General features: G+C 45.7%; 10 protein-coding genes. 9 read left to right on the forward strand and 1 reads right to left on the reverse strand.

Features of this window, described 5'->3' with window-relative positions; all coding sequences use genetic code 11:
- Nucleotides 1-66 precede the first annotated feature (66 nt).
- On the reverse strand, nucleotides 67-1,152 hold the full coding sequence (locus QZ135_RS10625) for an aminoglycoside phosphotransferase family protein (protein WP_294608781.1): 1,086 nt from the start codon (nucleotides 1,150-1,152) through the stop codon (nucleotides 67-69).
- A gap of 196 nt (nucleotides 1,153-1,348) precedes the next feature.
- Between QZ135_RS10625 and QZ135_RS10630 the strand changes: the two genes are divergently transcribed.
- From QZ135_RS10630 to QZ135_RS10670, 9 genes are all read left to right on the forward strand, one after another.
- On the forward strand, nucleotides 1,349-5,416 hold the full coding sequence (locus QZ135_RS10630) for a two-component regulator propeller domain-containing protein (RefSeq protein WP_294608783.1): 4,068 nt from the start codon (nucleotides 1,349-1,351) through the stop codon (nucleotides 5,414-5,416).
- A gap of 249 nt (nucleotides 5,417-5,665) precedes the next feature.
- Nucleotides 5,666-7,225, forward strand: coding sequence for a sulfatase-like hydrolase/transferase (locus tag QZ135_RS10635; protein WP_294608786.1), 1,560 nt, complete (start codon nucleotides 5,666-5,668; stop codon nucleotides 7,223-7,225).
- A 166-nt stretch (nucleotides 7,226-7,391) separates the two neighbouring features.
- The gene (locus QZ135_RS10640) at nucleotides 7,392-10,571 is read left to right on the forward strand and encodes a TonB-dependent receptor (RefSeq protein WP_294608788.1); all 3,180 of its coding nucleotides are present in this window, start codon (nucleotides 7,392-7,394) and stop codon (nucleotides 10,569-10,571) included.
- Nucleotides 10,572-10,594: 23 nt separating this feature from the next.
- Nucleotides 10,595-12,175: a RagB/SusD family nutrient uptake outer membrane protein gene (locus tag QZ135_RS10645; protein ID WP_294608789.1), complete on the forward strand. Its 1,581-nt coding sequence runs from the start codon at nucleotides 10,595-10,597 to the stop codon at nucleotides 12,173-12,175.
- A 130-nt stretch (nucleotides 12,176-12,305) separates the two neighbouring features.
- A complete protein-coding gene (locus tag QZ135_RS10650; RefSeq protein WP_294608791.1) occupies nucleotides 12,306-15,224 on the forward strand; it encodes a chondroitinase family polysaccharide lyase in 2,919 nt (972 codons plus the stop codon).
- 18 nt (nucleotides 15,225-15,242) lie between these two features.
- Nucleotides 15,243-16,370, forward strand: a complete 1,128-nt coding sequence (locus tag QZ135_RS10655; RefSeq protein ID WP_294608793.1) for a glycoside hydrolase family protein — start codon at nucleotides 15,243-15,245, stop codon at nucleotides 16,368-16,370.
- Nucleotides 16,371-16,403: 33 nt separating this feature from the next.
- Nucleotides 16,404-17,345: a tRNA-dihydrouridine synthase family protein gene (locus QZ135_RS10660; protein ID WP_117725236.1), complete on the forward strand. Its 942-nt coding sequence runs from the start codon at nucleotides 16,404-16,406 to the stop codon at nucleotides 17,343-17,345.
- A gap of 343 nt (nucleotides 17,346-17,688) precedes the next feature.
- Nucleotides 17,689-20,109 (forward strand): glycoside hydrolase family 2 TIM barrel-domain containing protein, encoded by a 2,421-nt coding sequence (locus QZ135_RS10665; protein WP_294608797.1) that lies wholly within the window; start codon nucleotides 17,689-17,691, stop codon nucleotides 20,107-20,109.
- An 18-nt stretch (nucleotides 20,110-20,127) separates the two neighbouring features.
- On the forward strand, nucleotides 20,128-21,129 hold the full coding sequence (locus QZ135_RS10670; protein WP_294608799.1) for a family 43 glycosylhydrolase: 1,002 nt from the start codon (nucleotides 20,128-20,130) through the stop codon (nucleotides 21,127-21,129).
- The last annotated feature ends 9 nt before the right edge of the window (nucleotides 21,130-21,138 follow it).

Consider the following 21,138-nt stretch of genomic DNA (forward strand, 5'->3'; position numbering starts at 1 on the left):
TACTTGTAGCTTGTAGCCCGTAGCTCGTAACTTTATTCCTTTCTGAGCAGTTTAAACCATTATCATTCATCCCAGCGAAGTCTTGATAAACTCCTGCATCTCCGGCATATGTTCCTCCGCACTCTGCAAGAGTTTGAACTGTGCCTTCGTACGTACAAGGTTATGCTCCGGATATTTAGTTTTATAATAAGTATCACCATTAATATAATCCGCCAGGAAACGAACGCACTGCATATAGGGGAACAATGCAGCAGCATACGGCAGGTTTTCAATCTCCAATGGAAGCAAGAAGACCTTTGCTGACTCCAGATAGCCCTTTGCAAACGCCTTAAAGATTTCCATATTGAAGTTCACATTATCCAGATTCTCATCATCCTCAGCTCCCGTATTAGCAGCAGAACGGAGGAAATCACCAAAATCGGAGAAGATAAAGTTAGGCATCACAGTGTCGAGGTCAATCACACAAAGCACCTTGCCATCTTCATCGAACATCATATTGTTGACCTTCGTATCGCAGTGGCACACACGCTTAGGCAGTTTGCCTTCACGATGCAAACGTTCACCCTTACACATCTCGTCCGCACGTTTCTCTATCTCATCCAAATAATACTGCACTTCCTTTACACGACCCACGGCATCTGCCGCCACCGCATCACGGAGTTGTTTCAACCGGAACTCCATATTATGGAAATCGGGAATCGTCTCACCCAATGTATCAGGTATATCAGCAAGCATTGCCTGGAAATTACCAAAAGCCACACCGGCATAATAAGAATATTCGGCATCCACCGTTTCATAAGTCTTGGCATTGGGAATGAATGTCATGATACGCCAATAGTTCTCACCGTCATACCAGAATGTTTTCCCCGTATCGGCGGGAATAAACGAGAGCACTTTACGGTCAATATCGTCCGCACCCTGCTCCACAAGTTTCTTGCGGATGTGACGGGTAACAGCTTCGATATTAGCCTGTAACATCTCCACATTCTGAAAGATGGCATGATTGATGCGTTGCAATACATAGTCGGGAGCATCTGCTTCGAGAGTAGTCACTTTGTACGTGTCGTTAATCAGTCCGCTGCCCAAAGGTTGGATTTCGTTGACTGTACCCTTCGTATTGAAATGGGATACAATAGATTGGAGGTTATTCATGATATTTTATAATAGATTTAAAATTGCTATGCAAATATACGCCTTCCTTATTAATGCAAAAGTCTAAATTCGTCCGGCAAACCCCCAAAAATATACATTTTGGCAGACATAACCATAAAAACAAGGGCAGAAACTTCATCCCTCTGAGCAAAATACCTTATATTTGTGTTTGAAACCTTAAAATACCGGAGGAAAAGTGCAAAAGTTTATCAGAACGCTGTTACTTGTCTTAGTGAGCACAGTGGCGGCAAACCTACACAGCCAGAATATCACTTTCAATCATCTGACCACCGATGACGGTTTATCACAATTCAGCGTCAACAGCCTGTACATTGATGAGAATGGTATCTTGTGGATTGGCACGCGCGAAGGTTTGAACCGCTACAACGGTAACGACATACAGACCTACAAGCTGAGCAAGAACGACCCCTACAGCCTTTTCTGCAACACCGTGCTGCGCATGGCGGGAGACCAGAACGGCAAAATCTATCTGCTCTGCACCGAAGGAGTTGCCCAGTTCGACCTGACCACCCAACGATTCACCACCCTTCTCCAAGGCAACATCAACAGCATATACTACAAAAACGGCCTTTTCATCGGGAAAAAGAACGAGATATACCGTTACAACGAGCAAACCGACAACTTCGACCTTTACTACCAGATGGCAGGAGAAAACATCGAAATATCCTGTATGTTCGAAGACAAAGGAGAGATGTGGATAGGTACTACCAGCGAGGGAGTGTTCAAACTTAAACTGGACGGACACCAACTGACGCATCCCATTGATAAAGGAAACATCACCAGCATTTATCAGGACAACGCAGGCGAACTGTGGATAGGCAGTTGGGAGAAAGGTCTCTTCCGGGTGAAGACAGACGGAAGCATTGAGAACCTGCGCAATGACCCGGCAAATCCGCACAGCATATCTTCCGACTTCGTGAGAGCCTGTTGCGAGGACAATCTTGGTAATATATGGATAGGAACATTCAACGGCCTGAACCGCTATAACAAGTCGACAGGCATCTTCCAGAACCACACCGCAGACGATACGCAGAACGAAGGACTCACCCACTCCTCCATCTGGTGCATCGTGAAAGATAATCAAGGCACGCTATGGCTGGGTACTTACTTCGGCGGCGTCAACTACTTCAATCCCGAATATGAAATCTACACCAGCTACAAGGTTTCCAGACATGAGAAGGAAGGTCTGAGCAACCCTATCGTAGGGCGTACCATCGAGGATAAGAACGGCAATCTGTGGATTGGCACGGAAGGCGGCGGACTGAACTTCTACAACCGCCGCACACGCGAGTTCAAGTGGTATCTTGCCGGACAAGGGCACAACAGCATCTCCCACAGTAACGTGAAGGCTCTCTATTATGACCCCGACAAGGAAATCATCTGGATAGGTACCCACCTCGGCGGACTGAACAAACTGGACATCCGCACAGGCGTATTCACCCACTACCGCATGGAAGAAGGCAATCCGGAGACTATCCCGTCGAACATTGTCCGGGACATAGCACCCTATCAGGACCAGTTAATCATCGCCACCCAGAACGGTGTATGTCTGTTCAATCCCCGGGACGGGAAATGCCGGCAACTGTTTAAAGACACCAAAGAGGGACGCAAGATAGCCATGGTGGCCGATTTGGAAATGGACAACAACGGTACGCTTTGGATTGCCGCCACGGGCGAAGGCGTCTTCTCCTACCGCTTCGACACAAACAAGCTGACCAACTACCGCCACAACCTGACGCAACTGCACAGCCTCAGCAACAACAACGTGAACAACATCATGCAGGACAGCCAGGGCCGCCTGTGGTTCTCCACCTCAGGCAGCGGGCTCGACCTCTACCGCCCGGCAACAAATGACTTCGAGAACTTCGACAAAGACTCGAACGGACTTGTCAGCGATTGCATCTACGATACACAAGAATCGCCCGTAAGCGGCAAACTGATACTTACCACCAATCAAGGCTTTTCCATCTTCGACCAGAAGGCAGAGAAGTTCCAGAACTACAGCGTAGAGAACGGTTTCCCCCTGACAGCCGTCAACGAGAACGCCCTTTGCGTAACGCGCGACGGCGAGATATTCCTCGGCGGCACACAAGGTATGCTTTCGTTCAACGAGCTGGAACTTAACTTCACCCCGAAGCCTTATAAGATAATCCTTTCACGCCTCATCGTGAACGGCACTGAAGTGAAAGTTGCCGATGAAACGGGCATTTTGGCACAATCCCTGTGCCATACACAAGAGATTACCTTGAATGCCGACCAGACAATGTTCAGCATCGAGTTCGCCACTTCCAATTATGTGGCAGCCAACAAAGATGAAATTATCTACAAGCTGGAAGGCTTCTCCGACGACTGGAACAGTACGCGCGGCCAGCCCATGATTACTTATACCAACCTGAATGCAGGAACGTATAATCTGCTTATAAAACCCAAAGGCAAAGAAGAATCACTTTGTCCACAGGTACACCTGACCATCCATGTGCTGCCTCCTTATTACAGGACCACACTTGCCTATCTCATTTATCTGATAGTGACGGGTATCCTGCTGTGGTATCTGGTGAAAACATACAAATCGAGAATCAAGCTGCGGGAGTCGTTGAAGTACGAACAGAAGCACATACAGGACGTGGAAGCACTGAACCAGTCGAAACTGCGCTTCTTTACCAACATCTCGCACGAATTCCGCACTCCGCTCACACTCATCGTGTCGCAGGTGGAGACGCTGATGCAGTTGCAGAACTTCACGCCCACCATCTATAATAAGATATTGAGTATCTACCAGAACAGTATCCAGCTACGCGAACTCATCACCGAACTCCTCGACTTCCGCAAGCAAGAACAGGGACACATGAAGGTGAAAGTCAGTCCGCACAACATCGTACACTTCCTCTATGAGAACTATCTGATTTTCATGGAGTACGCCAGCAGCAAGCAAATCAACTTCAACTTCGAGAAAGACACTGAAAGCCTCGAAGTGTGGTACGACCAGAAGCAGATGCAGAAGGTTGTCAACAACCTCCTCTCCAATGCCATCAAGCACACCCAGGCAGAAGATACCATCACCCTCAGTATCACCACGGAAGGTAACGAAGCCGTCATCCGTGTGACTGACACCGGTAGCGGTATCGATGCCAGCGAGGTGGACAAGATATTCGACCGCTTTTATCAGACCGAACAGATGAACAGCCTCAGCAGTGGCGGCACCGGCATTGGCCTGGCCCTGACGAAGGGTATCGTAGAGTTGCATCACGGCACCATCCGGGTAGAGAGCGAGTTGGGCAAAGGCAGCAGCTTCATTGTCCGCCTGCACCTGGGAAATGCCCAATTCACCGCAGAAGAAATCAGCAAAAAGACCGAAGCCGTGCTGCAAATAGAGCAACCTCAGACTCCCGAAACAGACGCTTCCCTCAAAGCTGAACTGGAGGAAAACGCCCCGATAAAACGCATGCCGGACGTCAAAATGGTCATCGTGGAAGACAATGACTCCATCCGCGAGATGCTGGCAAACATCTTCCACCCCTTCTACCAGGTGCTGACTGCCGCAGACGGTGAAGAAGGTCTGGAACTGATACGGAAGGAAATGCCGAACATCGTGGTGAGCGACGTAGTGATGCCCAAGATGTCCGGTACGGAACTCTGCAAACAGATAAAGAACGACTTCAACACCTGCCATATCCCGGTAGTACTGCTCACCGCACGCACCGCCGTAGAACAAAACATCGAAGGTCTGCGCATCGGTGCGGACGATTACATCACCAAGCCGTTCAATACAAACCTACTGATTTCACGCTGCAACAATCTGGTGAATTCTCGCATCCTCCTGCAAGAGAAGTTCAGCAAGCAACCTCAGGCATACGCACAGATGTTGGCTACAAACCCGATAGACAAGGATATTCTGGACCGCGCCATCGCCATCATCGAGAAGCATCTGGACGACACGGAATTCAACGTCAACGTCTTCGCCCGCGAAATGGCTATGGCTCGCACCAACCTGTTCACCAAGCTGAAAGCCATCACAGGGCAGACGCCGAACGACTTCATCCTGACCATCCGCCTGAAGAAGGGTGCCCTGATGTTGCGGAACAATCCGGAACTGAACATTACCGAAATATCGGACAAGATAGGTTTCAGCTCGTCGCGCTACTTCTCGAAGTGCTTCAAAGACGTGTACCACGTAAGTCCGCTTGCCTACCGCAAGGGCGAAGACGCGGACAAGGAGAAGAAAGACGACGAGGAAGAAGAGTAAGTTTCTTGCCACTTAACTGGCAAACTCTTGCCCCCCCTTTGGCAAAACTTTGCCAGTTAAGTGGCAAGACTTTGCCAAAGGGGGGGCAAAAGCTTGGCAAAGGGATGGCAACAAGCTGGCAAAGTATCAAGTATGTACTCCATATGTCTTTTGTACTTTTTCATCCTTCCCACGTACTCCTTTATACACATAATTCGAAGAAACCCGCTACCTTTGACCTCAGAAATAACAATCTAAAGTCAAGGAACTATGAAACAACTCTCCTCTTTATGGACCCTCCTTCCGGGCGCAGCCCTGATAGCAGGATGCGGAAATCCGTCGAAAAAAGAAACTGCTGACAATTCCCGTCAGAAGCCCAACGTTATATATCTGATTGCCGATGACCTTGGCATCGGCGACCTGAGTTGCTACGGCGCCACCAAAATCAGTACTCCCAACATCGACCGCCTTGCCGGACAAGGAGTACAATTCACCAATGCTTATGCCACCTCCTCCACCAGCACCCCTTCCCGCTTCGGCCTGCTGACGGGTATGTATCCCTGGCGACAGGAAAACACCGGCATCGCTCCGGGCAATTCGGAACTGATTATCGACACAACCTGCGTCACCATGGCAGATATGTTCAAAGCAGAGGGCTATTCCACCGGAGCCATTGGCAAGTGGCATCTGGGCCTTGGTCCCAAAGGCGGCACAGACTTCAATCACCTCATTAAGCCGAACACGCAAGATATAGGGTTTGATTACGAATACATCATCCCTGCCACCGTAGACCGTGTGCCCTGTGTATTCGTTGAGAACGGCCATGTCGTAGGTCTCGACCCCAACGATCCCATCACCGTCAACTACCACCACAAAGTAGGCGACTGGCCCACTGGACTGGAAAACCCGGAACTTGTGAAACTGAAACCCAGCCAAGGACATAATAACACCATTATTAATGGTATCCCCCGCATCGGCTGGATGACCGGTGGAAAATCTGCTCTTTGGGTAGACGAAGACATCGCCGACGTCATCACCGGCAAAGCCAAAGATTTCATCGTGAACCATAAGGATGAACCTTTCTTCTTATATATGGGTACGCAAGACGTACATGTTCCCCGCGTCCCTCATGCCCGCTTCGCCGGAAAAAGTGGCATGGGCACTCGTGGAGACGTCATCCTGCAACTGGACTGGACGGTAGGCGAAATCATGAACACCTTGGACAGCCTTCATCTTGCCGACAACACCATCTTCGTGTTCTGTAGCGACAATGGCCCCGTGATTGACGACGGTTATCAAGACCAGGCCCTTGAACTGCTGAACGGCCATACGCCTATGAAACAATATCGTGGCGGAAAGTACAGCGCTTACGAAGCCGGAACACGGATTCCGTTCATTGTACGCTGGCCGGCGGGCATTCAGCCCTGCAAACAACAGGCTCTTTTCTCGATGATTGATGTATATGGCTCCCTTGCTGCTTTACTGAACCATCCCCTCACCCCTGCAACCGTTGCTCCGGACAGCCGCGACCAACTGGGCACCTTCTTAGGTAAAGACACCACAGGATGTGACTACGTAGTACAGCAAAATCTGAACAATACACTCTCCATCATTCAAGGTGCATGGAAATATATCGAACCGAGTGATAAGCCTGCCATTGAGCATTGGACAAAGATGGAGTTAGGAAACAATCCGGAACCTCAGTTGTACAATATTTCCATAGACCCATCGGAGAAAAACAACGTAGCGTCAGCACATCCTGAGACGGTAAAAGAACTCTCGGAGCTATTGGAGTTGGTAAAGGCAGGTAGGAACCAGGGAACAAAGTAAAGAATCGTACAGAACAGCGATTCTTTATCAAAAATGTACAAATTCGTACTATTTGCGAACTAAAAACTAAAGTCGTCTCCTATCCAATCGCATACATTTGCATTGTGATTCGAGTCTTATAACAAGAAAGAAGAACCTTTTTAATAACTAATTTAATTTAATATTTATGAAACAGAAAGTAACCTTAATTCTATTGGCAACTTTTCTTTGCTATGTATTAGGAGTACAAGCACAGACAGGCAGCCAAGTTACAGGTAAAGTTGTCGACACAATGGGAGAACTTCCCGGAGTTAGTGTCGTTGTGAAAGGAACTACTAACGGAACCATCACCACACTTGACGGTAGCTTCAAGATTGACAACGTAAAACCCTCTGATGTACTGCAATTCTCTTTTGTAGGTTACAAAACACAAGAAATCAAAGTTGGAAATCAAAAAACATTTAATGTTACATTGCAAGAAGATGCACAAGCGCTCGATGAAGTGGTTGTTGTAGCCGTTGGTTATGGTGACGTGAAACGTCGCGACTTGACCGGAGCTATTGGTAAGGCTAACATGAGTGACCTGACAAAGACTCCCATCAACAATGTAGCTGAAACATTAGGTGGACGTATCGCCGGCGTACAAGTATCTTCTACAGATGGTGGTTTGGGTGATAACTTCAATATCGTAATCCGTGGTGCCGGCTCATTGACTCAAAGCACTGCCCCACTGTATGTAATTGACGGTTTCCCCAGCGAAACTTCTGGCATGAGTGCCCTCAACCCGAACGATATCGAATCTATCGACGTATTGAAAGATGCTTCCGCAACTGCAATCTATGGTTCACGTGGTGCCAATGGTGTTGTTATCATCACAACCAAGAAAGGTAAAGCCGGGAAAGCCACTCTTTCTTATAATGGTAGTGTCAGCGTAAGCAAGGTTAAAAACACAATGGACATGATGAATGGCTACGATTTTGTCAACCTGCAAAAGGAAATCATGGAAGGAAACACCAAAGAAGTAGACGGAGAAAAAGTGGATGAGTTTGCTTATTACTATCTGAAAGATGGCATAACCCTCGATGATTATAAAAACTTCAAGAGCTATGACTGGCAGGACGAAGTCTATCGCACAGCTATCAGCCACAACCACTATGTAGGTTTAACTGGTGGTAGCGACAAAATGGACTACTCTGCATCACTCTCTTACAGCAACCAGCAAGGTGTTATCATCAACTCTGACCTCTCTCGTTATCAGGGTCGTTTCAACTTCAACCAGAAAATCAATAAGAGCATAAAGATTAATGCAAATGCAAACTTTGCAAGCAACGTACAGAATGGTCCCAATCCTTCCACAGCAGAAACAACAGTATCCAACTCACTGATGTATAGCGTATGGGGCTATCGTCCGGTTTCCCCTTCCGGTTCCGACCTTCTGGCAGAACTGTACGATAGTGATGTAGACATGAGTAATGACTACCGCTTCAATCCGGTACTTTCTGCAAAGAATGAGTTCCGCCGTACCACAACCAACCATCTGCAAGCCAACTTAGGTGTAGAATGGGAAATCATCAAGAACCTGAAGTTCAAAACTACTGCCGGATATACCGGTCGTGACATTAAAAGAGAAGAATTCAACGGAAGCCAAACCAGTACCGGTAATACGCATCCGTCTAATACTCGAAGCAAAGGTATCAACGCATTCCTGAGACAACAGGAAACAAGAAACTACCTGAATGAAAACACATTGTCATACGTTTATGCAAAGAACGATCATAACTTGAACGCCTTGGTCGGTGCTACTTTCCAAAAGTACACCAGCTATCTGAGCAGTATCACTCAGGAACAGATTACAAACGAAGCCTTCGGCATGTCCGGTATCGGTAAAGGTTCTGCAACACCGGTTGTTACAGCATCACAAGGAGAAAACGCCATGATATCTTATCTGGGACGTATCAACTATAACTATGCATCCAAGTACTATGTTACAGCATCTATGCGTACTGACGGTTCTTCCAAATTCTCTCCGGACAACCGTTGGGGTTACTTCCCATCAGCTTCACTGGCTTGGGCTTTCGGACGTGAAAAGTTCGTATCTAACCCACTTCCTTGGTTATCTAACGGTAAATTGCGCGTAAGCTGGGGTCTCACAGGTAACAACCGTATTGGTGACTTCGACTACATGGCACAGTTGGTAACCAGTTCTAATGTATACAAATACCCCTGGGACAGTTCTTTCTATCCCGGTTATGTATTAGGTTCTATGGCTAACGAAAAATTGAAATGGGAAACTACTGAACAATATGACTTAGGTTTGGATTTAGGCTTCTTTGACGGACGTATCAACGTCACAATGGACTACTATATCAAAACTACCAAAGACTTGTTGTTGGGTGCAGACGTACCTGCAAGTTCCGGTTATTCCAGCGCTACATTGAATGTTGGTAAACTGCGCAATAAAGGTTTCGAGCTCACCTTGGAAACTATCAATATCAAAGAGAAGAATTTCACTTGGACCTCTAACTTCAACATTGCCTTCAACAGTAATAAGATTATAGAGCTTAATTACGGACAAGATGATATGATTAGTTTCGTCAACTGGGATAATAAATACAAAACAATGCCTGCTTACATCAGCAAGAAAGGTGATGCAGCCGGAAGTATGTATGGTTTCATCTATGACGGCACTTACAAATATGAAGACTTCAACACTTCGGTAGATGCAAACGGTAAAACTGTCTACACACTGAAAGATGACGTAGTACGTATCTCGGATGCTGCACAACCGGGTGACCCGAAATACAAGAAACTGAGTGATAAGGAAGGTAATCTAATCACAGATGCCGACCGTACTATTATCGGTAACGGACAGCCCAAACATACGGGTGGTTTCAGCAATAACTTCGTTTACAAGAATTGGGATCTCAATATCTTCCTGCAATGGAGCTACGGCAACGATATCTTAAATGCTAACCGCATGGTATTTGAAAATCCTCAATCTAAAAAGAATACAAACATGTTCGCTTCCTATACAAACCGTTGGAGCCCCGAAAATCCGACCAGCAACATGCCGCGTGCAAGAGCTATCGGTGCAGAATATTACAGCTCACTGTATGTGGAAGACGGTTCATTCCTAAAGTTAAAGACCATTTCACTGGGTTATAACTTTACACCCAACACATTGCGTTCTTTAGGTATCAGCGCAGCCAGACTCTTTGTTTCGGCAGAGAATATAGCTACCATTACAGGTTATTCCGGTTCCGATCCTGAAGTTTCTACACGTAACAGTGTATTGACTCCCGGTTTCGACTGGTCCGCTTATCCGCGTTCATTCAACGCTTCACTCGGTATTAACATAACCTTCTAATCACCTAAAATCAAGAAACTAATATGAAAAGTATCAAGAATATATTCAAAAAGACCTGCATCCTGGCAGTAGTTGCTTCTATGGCGGGTTGTGACATGCTCGACACTAAGCCTTATGACTTTGTAGCGCCCGAAACATTCTATAAGAATGAAGCTGATTGTACAATGGCATTGGCCGGCGTATACTGGACTATGGCAAGAGAACATGTATATGGAAACCGTTACTCCTGCATGCTGTCTAATGTTGATGATTTGAGCTATTACTACCGTATAAACCAAACCAACGCAGTAGTAGCTAATTCACACAATACAGGCAATACCGATTTATGGTACACATGGGAAGCTCTTTACTCTGGTATCAACAATGCCAATGTGTTGCTCGACAATATCGACGGAGCCAGCATCTCTGATGATAAAGTAAAAACACGCATTAAAGGAGAAGCTAAATTCTTGCGTGCTTACTACCACTTCTTACTGGTGCAAGGTTGGTATGAAGTGCCCATCCGTAAAGAAACAGTAAAGGATATCACTGTCAGCAGTTTGGAAGCTACCCCTCATGGCGAAGCACTCGACTGGATTATTCAGGAAATGGAAGACTGCCTCGATATGGTAGATAACAGCAGTTATGATTTGTCTCCTTCCCACGTAAAGAAAACCGTAGTAGAAGGTATCCTTGCCCGAGTATGCCTGTGGCGTGCAGGAGAACCTTCAAAAGGTGGAAAAGCATTTTATGAAAAGGCTGCCAAGTATGCCAAAGCCGTGTACGACTCTAAGAAGCATAAGCTGAATCCTGATGTATATGCCATGTGGAAAGCCTTAGCTTCTGACCAGTATGAAACTACATACAATGAAAGTATGTGGGAAGTAGAATTCGTAGGTACACGTGACGATGGTAGCTACACTGAAAGCCGTATCGGTAACGTAATCGGTAACCTTCAGGAAAACTCAGCCGGTACAGGCGCCGGTTATACTTACGCATTCTATGCCGGTAGCTTGCTTTTGTGGGATTTGTATGATGCTAAAGATGCTCGTCGTGATCTTGCCATGGCTCCTTACAAACTCAACAACAAAGATGTAGAAGTTGCTTGGAAAGACGATCAGATTACAGACCGTCGTTGCGGGAAATATCGTCGTGAATGGGAAAGCAGCAGTCCTAAACATAAGAACTACACTCAGGAAAACTACTGCTTATTGCGCTATGCCGATGTATTGCTCATGCTGGCTGAAGCAGAAAATGAAGCCAACCAAGGTCCTACAGCATTAGCTTATACCTGCATCAACGAGGTACGCAGCCGTGCAGGTATCGACGAAGTAAAAGATTTGTCATATGCTGACTTCCAGAAACTGGTACGCGACGAACGTGGTCGTGAACTCTGCTTCGAGTCTCTCCGTAAGTACGACTTGGTTCGTTGGGGTATTTATTATAAAGCGATCAAAGAAGACCTGGGAGCAGCAGTTAACGATGCACGCTGGTCTACTATTAATAATGCCAAGGGAGCTGCACAATACGTTAGTAATACAACAGAAAAGAACCAGTTCCTTCCTATCCCCACCAAGGAATTGGGTGTAAATACCAAATTGGAACAAAACAAGTATTGGAAATAATCATTTAGTTGCACAGAACTTCTAACCTTAAAATGAAATCAAATAGACCTTAATCAATTTGATATGTGTGGGGAGAGTGACCGTGAGGTTCCTCTCCTCTTTTTATAAAACCTCAAAAACAATATATCTTATGACCCAAAAACACTTACTATTCATTCTTACGTTGCTATGCAGCCAAGTATCTCTCGCCCAGTTCATAGGTTTCGAGACAGGAATTCCGGAACAGTTCAAAACTACCGGTAAGGGAAGGGTTTCCTTGTCCACCCGGTATTATAAAGAAGGTAAACAAAGTTTGGAATGGAATTTTCGCTCCGGTTCCATTCTTAATGTCGGCTTGGAGCACCCCCTTGTTCTCGACGAACAAATGGAAAATACATATGGGATTACCCTCTGGATTTACAACGAAACTCCCCAGCAAGATTCCATCCGCTTTGAGTTTCTTTCCCCGCAAGGACACGTATCCTACTGGTTCAGCTTCCGATTGGCAGCAGCCGGATGGCGTGCTTGTTGGATCGGTTTCCAACACATGAAAGGAGATAAACAAGATAGAGAAATAGCAAGTTATCGCTTAATAGCTCCCGAACGAAAAGGAAGCATCTTTCTGGATCGCCTGACTTTCCCAGTAAAGAAGATGAACGACCGCACCACCCCCGACCTACAGATGCCTTATAATAACTCTCTTTCTTATCGTGATCTATGGCATTGGTGTCGCGTCTGGCAATGGGAACAATACGAATACGACCTTCCCCTGCCTACCGTTCTCAATCAGGCAGAAAAAGACGAACTGCATACTGTGGAACAACGCCTGACAGTTGCCCTCGATATTCAGAAAGCCCCCAAAGAAGCAATACATAAAGCCTATGACGTCTTTCAGAAAACTAACATTCAACCCTCCGGTACAGGATTTACCGGTGCTCCGGTTTTGACCCCCGATGAACTGGATCGTTCCAAAGGAGAAATATCCTGGAATGACCTGGAAACAATGCTCTCCGGATTTGCCTATGACGCCTATTACAATCATTCCGAAGTTTCCTTGCAGAATTACTTCACCGTATGGGACTTTGCCATCAACCAAGGTTTTGCCTATGGTAGCGGAATGGGCACCAATCATCATTACGGTTATCAGGTACGAAAGATCTACACCACTGCATGGCTTATGCGTGATGCCATCTGGAAAGCTCCCAACCATGATAATATTTTATCTACCCTCATTTTCTGGTCTGCTCTACAGGAAACGCGTAAGCCCTATCAATACGGCAGGGATGAACTACTGGACAGTTGGCATACCCTTCTAATGGCAAAGACCGTATCCGCCCTGCTATTCACTGATGAGCGGGAGCGGACACGGGCATTGAAAGGACTTTCCCGATGGGTGTCCTCTTCACTTCAATATACTCCCGGCACCATCGGAGGCATCAAAGTGGACGGAACAACTTTCCACCACGGTGGATTCTATCCTGCATATACCACAGGAGTGCTTGCCATGGTAGGACAATTCATTTCCTTGACGAACCAGACTACCTATGAGCCTACAGAAGAAGCCCGCCAAGTATTAAAATCAGCTTTCATCGCCATGCGTAACTATTCCAATAAATATGAATGGGGAACCGGTATCAGCGGACGTCACCCTTTCGGCGGTTCTATGAAAACGGATGATGTAGCAGCCTTTGCTTATCTTGCTTTGTCAGGAGATTTATCAGGAGAAGGTAACACCTTCGACCACCATCTGGCAGCAGATTATCTGAGACTTTGCGAAAAAGATACACCCGAAGCCCGCTACTTCAGGGAACAAGGCATTACCCCCGCTCGTGCCCCACAAGGTTTCTTCGTTTATAATTATGGTTCCGCAGGCATCTTCAGGAGAAATGACTGGATGGTTACTCTGAAAGGATATACTACTGATGTATGGGGATCGGAGATTTACCAGAAAGATAATCGCTACGGACGTTATCAAAGTTACGGTTCTGTACAGATAATGGGATATCCGTCCCGTCTTGCCAGCGGCTATGACGAAAATGGTTGGGATTGGAACCGATTACCGGGAACCACTACTATTCACCTGCCATTTGAGTTGCTGGACAGTTCGCTACCGGGTACCACTATGGCACACTCTAAAGAGAACTTCTCCGGTAGCAGTTCCCTGGAAGGAAAGAATGGTATGTTCGCCATGAAACTGATGGAACGCAACCTGAAAAACTTTACGCCGGACTTTGTAGCCCGTAAGTCAGTGTTTTGTTTTGATAACCGAATGATATGCCTGGGTACAGGTATCTGTAACAGCAATAGCAGCTATCCTACTGAAACAACACTGTTCCAAAGCACATTTCAACAAGGAGAAAATTCCATCTGCATCAATGGAAAGGAAGAAAAGGAAATCGGATACCAGAAGCAACTTTCTGCAGAAGCGCAAAAGTTAGTTTCTATCAGGGACAGCTACAATAACTATTATTTCGTGAAAGAGGGTAACGTACAGGTACAGATTGCCCTACAGAAATCCCTTCATGAAAAGACACGTGTCGCCACACAGGGAACATTTGCTTCCGCCTGGATAGAACATGGCAAAGCTCCACAAAACGGAACATACGAATATCTGGTATGGATACAACCAACCAATCAGGAACTGAAAGAACATGACGCCTTGCAGACCTATGAAGTAGTGCAACGCAACGACAGTGCCCATATCGTTCATGATTTCCTGACAGGAATCACTGCTTATGCTGTTTTTGAAACTTATCAATCTCAACAGGATAATGTATTCAGCCTCATTCCAGCAGAAACAATGGTGATGTGTAGAAATGATAAAGAGAATATCATTATGAGTGTATGCGACCCCAACCTGAACATTGAGGAAAAGGCATATACCACCAAACAGCCTAGCCGCATCATTGAAAAGAAAATCGAACTGAAAGGAAAATGGAAATTATGTATACCTCATCCGCAGGTAAAACTGACACCTAACGGAACAAATACCGATATCATTGTTCTTTGTCAACACGGGCAACCGGTAGAGTTCCGTTTAACTAAAGAAACAACAGAATCAGGAAAATAACATTAAATCGGAAGAACCATGAAAAAGTATTATTTCCTCTTACTACTGTTAAGCCTTTCCGCCCTCGGCATACTTCGTGCACAGAAGATTGATAACTTGATAGAACTAAAGCAGCAATCACAAAACCGCCTGTTCCACCAATTGGGCAAAGCGATAAACACTCCGGCATTCGAGAGTGAGGGCTACTGGAGTTGGGGTAGTTCCGTGGTAAAAGGAGATGATGGCAAATATCATATGTTCGTATCCCGCTTTCCGAAGTCACTCCCCTTCCATCCGGGCTGGATGGTGGCTTCGGAAATCGTCCATGCCGTATCGGACGTACCACAGGGACCTTACCGGTTCAGTGAAGTCGCCCTGCCCGCACGGGGTGCGCAATACTGGGACGGGCGCTCCACACACAATCCGCGGATATTGAAGTACAACCATAAATATTACTTGATTTATATGGGCTCCACCCACCCTTTCACCGACCCTACTTACGAGCAATTAACACTCGATAGTCCCTGGTGTACTGTGGCACGCTCCAACAAGCGTATAGGTCTGGCTGTGGCCGATTCACCTTATGGCCCCTGGAAACGACTGGACGAACCCATTCTAAAGACAAAGCCCAATACCTTTTTCAGCTTCCTGACCTCCAATCCTTCCCCCATAGTGCAAGAAGACGGTTCCGTCCTGATGATATTCAAGGGACGCAAATATCTGGACAATGAAAAGTACTCAAATATGGCATTAGGCATCGCTTATGCCCCTTCCATCGAAGGACCATACACAGTATTAAATGATGAACAACCCATCTTTCAGGTAGACGGACAAGGCGAAGCGGAAGACCCTTTCCTCTGGAAAGATAAAGAAGAATACCACGTCATCTTCAAAGACCATGTTGCCAAGTACACCGGTGAAAGAGGTGGTGGCGTGATGGCACACTCCCGGGATGGCATCAACTGGACGGTAGACAAAGACCCGAAAGCATACTCAAAAACCGTAGAATGGGAAGATGGCACCATTGCCAGACAAGGGCAACTGGAACGTCCTTTCATCCTCTTTGAGGACGGTAAACCTACATTTATATTCTTTGCAACCATGGACGGCCCCGGAGAATTTGAGAATGGTACCCGTTCCTGGAACATGGTTATTCCACTAAAATAGCTACCTTTGCAGAGAATTGAACAAACAATTGATATGCAGAATATTCTCCCCATCCATTTCGCCCCGTTGCAAGGTTACACTGAGGCCATCTACCGACAAGCACACGCCCGTATATTCGGCGGTGTAGAGAGTTATTACAGTCCTTTCGTACGTGTGGAACGCGGAGAAATCCGGCGGAAAGATATGCGGGAGATTACTCCGGACAACAACCGGGGAGTGAATCTCATTCCCCAACTTATTGCACCGAATGTGGACAAGATGGAGCAGATAATCGCCCTATTCATCGAGAAAGGATATAGAAATGTGGACATCAATCTGGGATGTCCTTTCCCCATTCTTGCCAAACGCCACAATGGTTCGGGAATGTTGCCTTATCCGGAAGAAGTGCGCAACTTGCTGACCACTGCCATAGAGAAGCATCCCGATATGCAATTCTCCGTAAAGATGCGGTTGGGCTGGGAGAATACGGAAGAATGTCTGGCTTTGCTCCCCTTGCTGAACGAACTTCCCTTGACACACATCATTATGCACCCACGACTGGGAAAGCAGCAATACAAAGGAGAAGTCAATCTGGAAGGTTTCGAAGCTTTCTATAACGAATGTCGCCACCCGCTGATTTATAACGGAGATTTGCTTACGACAGAAGATATACATACCATTGCCGGACGTTTCCCGCACCTGGCAGGGGTTATGATAGGACGCGGACTGCTTGCCAACCCGGCGCTGGCATTGGAATACCAACAGGGACATCCGCTCTCTGATAAAGAGATGCAGGAGAAACTCAGATTGTTCCATGCAGACATATTTGCACAATACGGCAATCTCCTGGAAGGAGGAGACGGGCAGTTACTCACGAAAATGAAAAGCTTCTGGGAATACATGATGCCGGATGGTGACCGAAAGGCAAAGAAAGCTATTCATAAAGCCAATAAACTGGAGACTTATCAGACTGCGGTAAACAACCTGCTAAAGTAACTCCGCTTATCAAATGCACATAAAAATAACATCTCCCTATTAAAACTATTGGTTTCAATAGGGAGATGCTAAACAGAACAAGAAACACAAAATTATTTCTTTAACTCCACATCAAAACTGGCAGCATCCTTGCACGCAAAGCGCAGAACCGTTTGATATTTATCTTTAGAGACAACCTTGCAATAAAGGGTCTCGCAACCTTGACTTTTGACAATAACTACATAAAATTGTACTTCCATCCATAGACTATTTTCCCTCTCCTGGTACCTTCGCAGCGTAATTTCTGCATGAAGTTAAAATTAGAATCAATATACAACGAGTTATTAACTTATTCAATACCAAGATGAAGAATATGAGAATTTTGCTAATTATTATTGGGCTTTTTTGCATAACACCTCTTTTTGCTCAGCACAACAATGAGCATATTAGAATAAACCAGCTTTTCAATTTTGGTTGGAAATTCAAATGGGGTGAAGTCACGAATGCTCAAGATGTGACTTACAATGACAGTGATTGGCGTAAGCTGGATTTGCCACATGATTTTCAGTTTGAGCAACCTTGGGATGAAACAGCAAGTCGCGGTCGCGGGTTTAAGGCGACGGGCATAGGGTGGTATCGAAAATCATTCCGGGCAGATCCTGACTGGAACGGAAGGCGGGTATTGCTCGATTTTGAAGGTATCATGCTTACGGGAGAGGTTTGGCTGAACGGAAAGAAAATAGGTGGAACAGACTATGGCTATCTTGGTTTTGAAGCCGATATAACGGATATTATTAAATACGATGCTATGAATGTAGTTGCTGTTCGTGCTTCAACGGAAGGCGGTTCTCGCTGGTACACGGGCGGCGGACTCTTTCGTGATGTACATTTGATTGTAAAAGATAAAATTGCCATTGCCCGAAATGGTATATTTATAACAACTCCTACCGTTTCCGAACAGTATGGAGAGGTAAGCATACAAGTAGAAGTAGAGGGGATTAAAAAAAATCAGGACCAGCTGGAAATTCACGCAAAGTTGTTTTCTCCGGACGGGAAACAAGTTGCTGAAACAAAAGCAAAGGTTCCGCAAAATTCAAGGCGGGCTATAGAGGAAGTCCTGTTACCCAAAGTTGATCTTACAAATCCGCTGCTTTGGTCGTGTGAAACGCCTCATCTTTACACTGCTGAAATTCAATTGACTTCAAGCGGTAAAGTGATTGATAATCTGAAAGAGAGATTTGGAGTCCGTTCCATTGAATTCTCTAAAGAATTTGGATTTAAATTGAATGGTAAAAAGATATTTCTAAAAGGTGCTGCCAATCATCATGATTTGGGAGCCGTAGGTGCAGCTGCCTATGAAACGTCGATTGCCCGCATGATGGATAAACTCAAAGCCTTTGGATTTAATCATATACGCACGTCACACAATCCTTATTCTAAAGCATTCATGGAAATAGCCGACGAGAAGGGCATTTTAATTGTAGATGAACTATACGATAAATGGAGCAATACTATTGCCTGGGCCGGAAGTAAACCGTGGACTGAAATCTGGTATAAAAATCTAATTGAATGGATAAAACGTGACCGCAACCATCCTTCGGTTATCATGTGGAGTTTTGGAAATGAATTACAGTTTCAGGAAGAGCGCTGTGGATTTCCCACCAATGATTGGGGCGTTACGACCTACCGCATCCTCAATGTGCTGGCAAAACGTTATGATCCTACCCGCAAAACCACAGTTGCCATGTATCCGGCACGTGCCGGAGGCATTGTGAAGCATGATCCTGACTTTACTGTTGAAGAAAACATTATTCCTGCTGAACTTGCAACTGTAACCGAAGTCACCAGCTTTAATTATTGTTGGGACGATTATCAGAAGTATCTGAAACATGCACCGGATATGATTATTTATCAAAGTGAAGCAGTTACCAATGAGTTAGTAGCTCCTTACTTTGGTATGGACAGAGATAGAATGGTTGGATTGGCATATTGGGGAGCGATAGAATATTGGGGAGAGTCTAACAGTTGGCCTAAAAAGGGCTGGAACTACTCTTTCTTCAATCATTCATTAGAGCCTTATCCACAAGCCTATTTAATGAAAAGCATTTTCGAAGACGAATCGTTGGTTCGCATCGGCATCATTGATAATGCCTCTGACACATTGAGGTGGAATGATATGGTGGTGGGACAAAACAAAATATCATCGCACTGGAACCGCGAAGTGGGGAAGAAGTATAATCTCGTGACGTATACTAATGCCGATGAAGTAGAGCTGTACATAAATGGAAAGTCAATAGGTGTGCAACAAAATCCAACTGACTTCAAGAAGCGCAATATCATTTCATGGAAAGACGTTCCGTATGCTCCCGGAAAGATCGTGGCAATTGCTCGAAAAGAGGGTAAAGTGGTAGCACAACACGAACTGCAGACTACAGGAAAAGCTGTTGCTTTAAAGATAGAAACTGAAAATTCAAGTTGGAAAGCCGACGGCATGGATCTTCAATATGTTAAGGTGTATGCTGTTGACAGTAAAGGGCGTATAGTGCCCGACGCAACCGGTGAAGTGACTTTTGACGTCAATGGAACAGCAAAAATAATTGCGGTGGATAATGGTGATCATTTAAGCGATGATTTATTTGCCGGAAATAAGAAAGTACTTCACAACGGTTTTGCAATGGCTATTTTAAGATCTGGGCAAACTGCCGGAAACGTAGTGCTAAAGGTAACGGCACCTGGCTTAAAGGGGGTAAAGAAGACCTTAATTCTGAATCCGATTAATCACTAATTAAACAAATTATATATCATGAAGAACAAAGGATCACAACGAGTTCAACTCTTTCTTCTGCTTTTTGTGGCTACTCTGTCTACCAGCGTATCCGCCCAAAAGCAAACTGTTATTCGTCCCGGTGAAATCTGGCCTGATACGGATGGCAATCATATACAGGCCCACGGAGGCGGAATCACCCAAATAAAGGATACCTATTATTGGTATGGTGAAGCACGGGCACAGAGTCAGGATCCTGATCGCCGTTATGTGGGCTGCTATTCATCTAAAGATCTCACAAACTGGAAGTTTAGGGGCAATGTGCTGGAAATGAGCAATCCGGATACCCTTGCTTCAAATTGGGTATTGGAACGGCCGAAAGTATTTTATAATAAGAAGACGAAGAAATACGTCATGTATTTTCATGTGGATGTAAACTATAAATTGGCACAAGTAGGCATAGCGGTGAGCGATAAACCGACCGGTCCGTTCAAGTACGTGAGACGCTTCCATCCCTTAGGATTTGAAAGCCGGGATATCGGCCAGTTTATTGATGAAGACGGTTCTGCATATTTGATATTTGAAGATCGTCCCAGCGGTGGTTTTCGCATAGCCCGACTTTCGGATGACTATATGGATGTTGAAAAGAATATGTCCTTAGTGAAAGCTCGCATAGAGGGTGGAGCCATTGTGTATTACGATGGGTTATACTATTGTGTAGGGTCGGGGTTGACCGGCTGGAAACCAAATCCCAACAAATACGCTACTGCTACTTCGCTCGAAGGTCCGTGGACGGAGTTTAAGGATATAGCTCCACCCGCAACCAATACCTATGGAGCACAATCGTCGATGCTGATTAAAGTGGCTGGCTCGAAGAAAACTACAGTTCTGCTGTTGGCTGATATTTGGAAACCCGATGCACAGTGGGATTCACGCTATGTGCTGATGCCTTTGGAAATAGGTAACGGGAAATTGTGGTTGCCTACTCCAAAACCTTATTCCATAGACGTGAAGACGGGTGAGACCGCATTTGTAGAGTAAGAAGGATAT

The sequence above is a fragment of the uncultured Bacteroides sp. genome, assembly GCF_905207245.1.
Classification (GTDB): domain Bacteria; phylum Bacteroidota; class Bacteroidia; order Bacteroidales; family Bacteroidaceae; genus Bacteroides.

Bases quoted from the DNA above. Each gene is read 5' to 3' on its own strand.
- QZ135_RS10625 (WP_294608781.1), bottom strand. From the start codon at position 1,152: ATGAATAACCTCCAATCTATTGTATCCCATTTCAATACGAAGGGTACA.
- QZ135_RS10635 (WP_294608786.1), top strand. From the start codon at position 5,666: ATGAAACAACTCTCCTCTTTATGGACCCTCCTTCCGGGCGCAGCCCTG.
- QZ135_RS10640 (WP_294608788.1), top strand. From the start codon at position 7,392: ATGAAACAGAAAGTAACCTTAATTCTATTGGCAACTTTTCTTTGCTAT.
- QZ135_RS10645 (WP_294608789.1), top strand. From the start codon at position 10,595: ATGAAAAGTATCAAGAATATATTCAAAAAGACCTGCATCCTGGCAGTA.
- QZ135_RS10650 (WP_294608791.1), top strand. From the start codon at position 12,306: ATGACCCAAAAACACTTACTATTCATTCTTACGTTGCTATGCAGCCAA.
- QZ135_RS10655 (WP_294608793.1), top strand. From the start codon at position 15,243: ATGAAAAAGTATTATTTCCTCTTACTACTGTTAAGCCTTTCCGCCCTC.
- QZ135_RS10660 (WP_117725236.1), top strand. From the start codon at position 16,404: ATGCAGAATATTCTCCCCATCCATTTCGCCCCGTTGCAAGGTTACACT.
- QZ135_RS10665 (WP_294608797.1), top strand. From the start codon at position 17,689: ATGAAGAATATGAGAATTTTGCTAATTATTATTGGGCTTTTTTGCATA.
- QZ135_RS10670 (WP_294608799.1), top strand. From the start codon at position 20,128: ATGAAGAACAAAGGATCACAACGAGTTCAACTCTTTCTTCTGCTTTTT.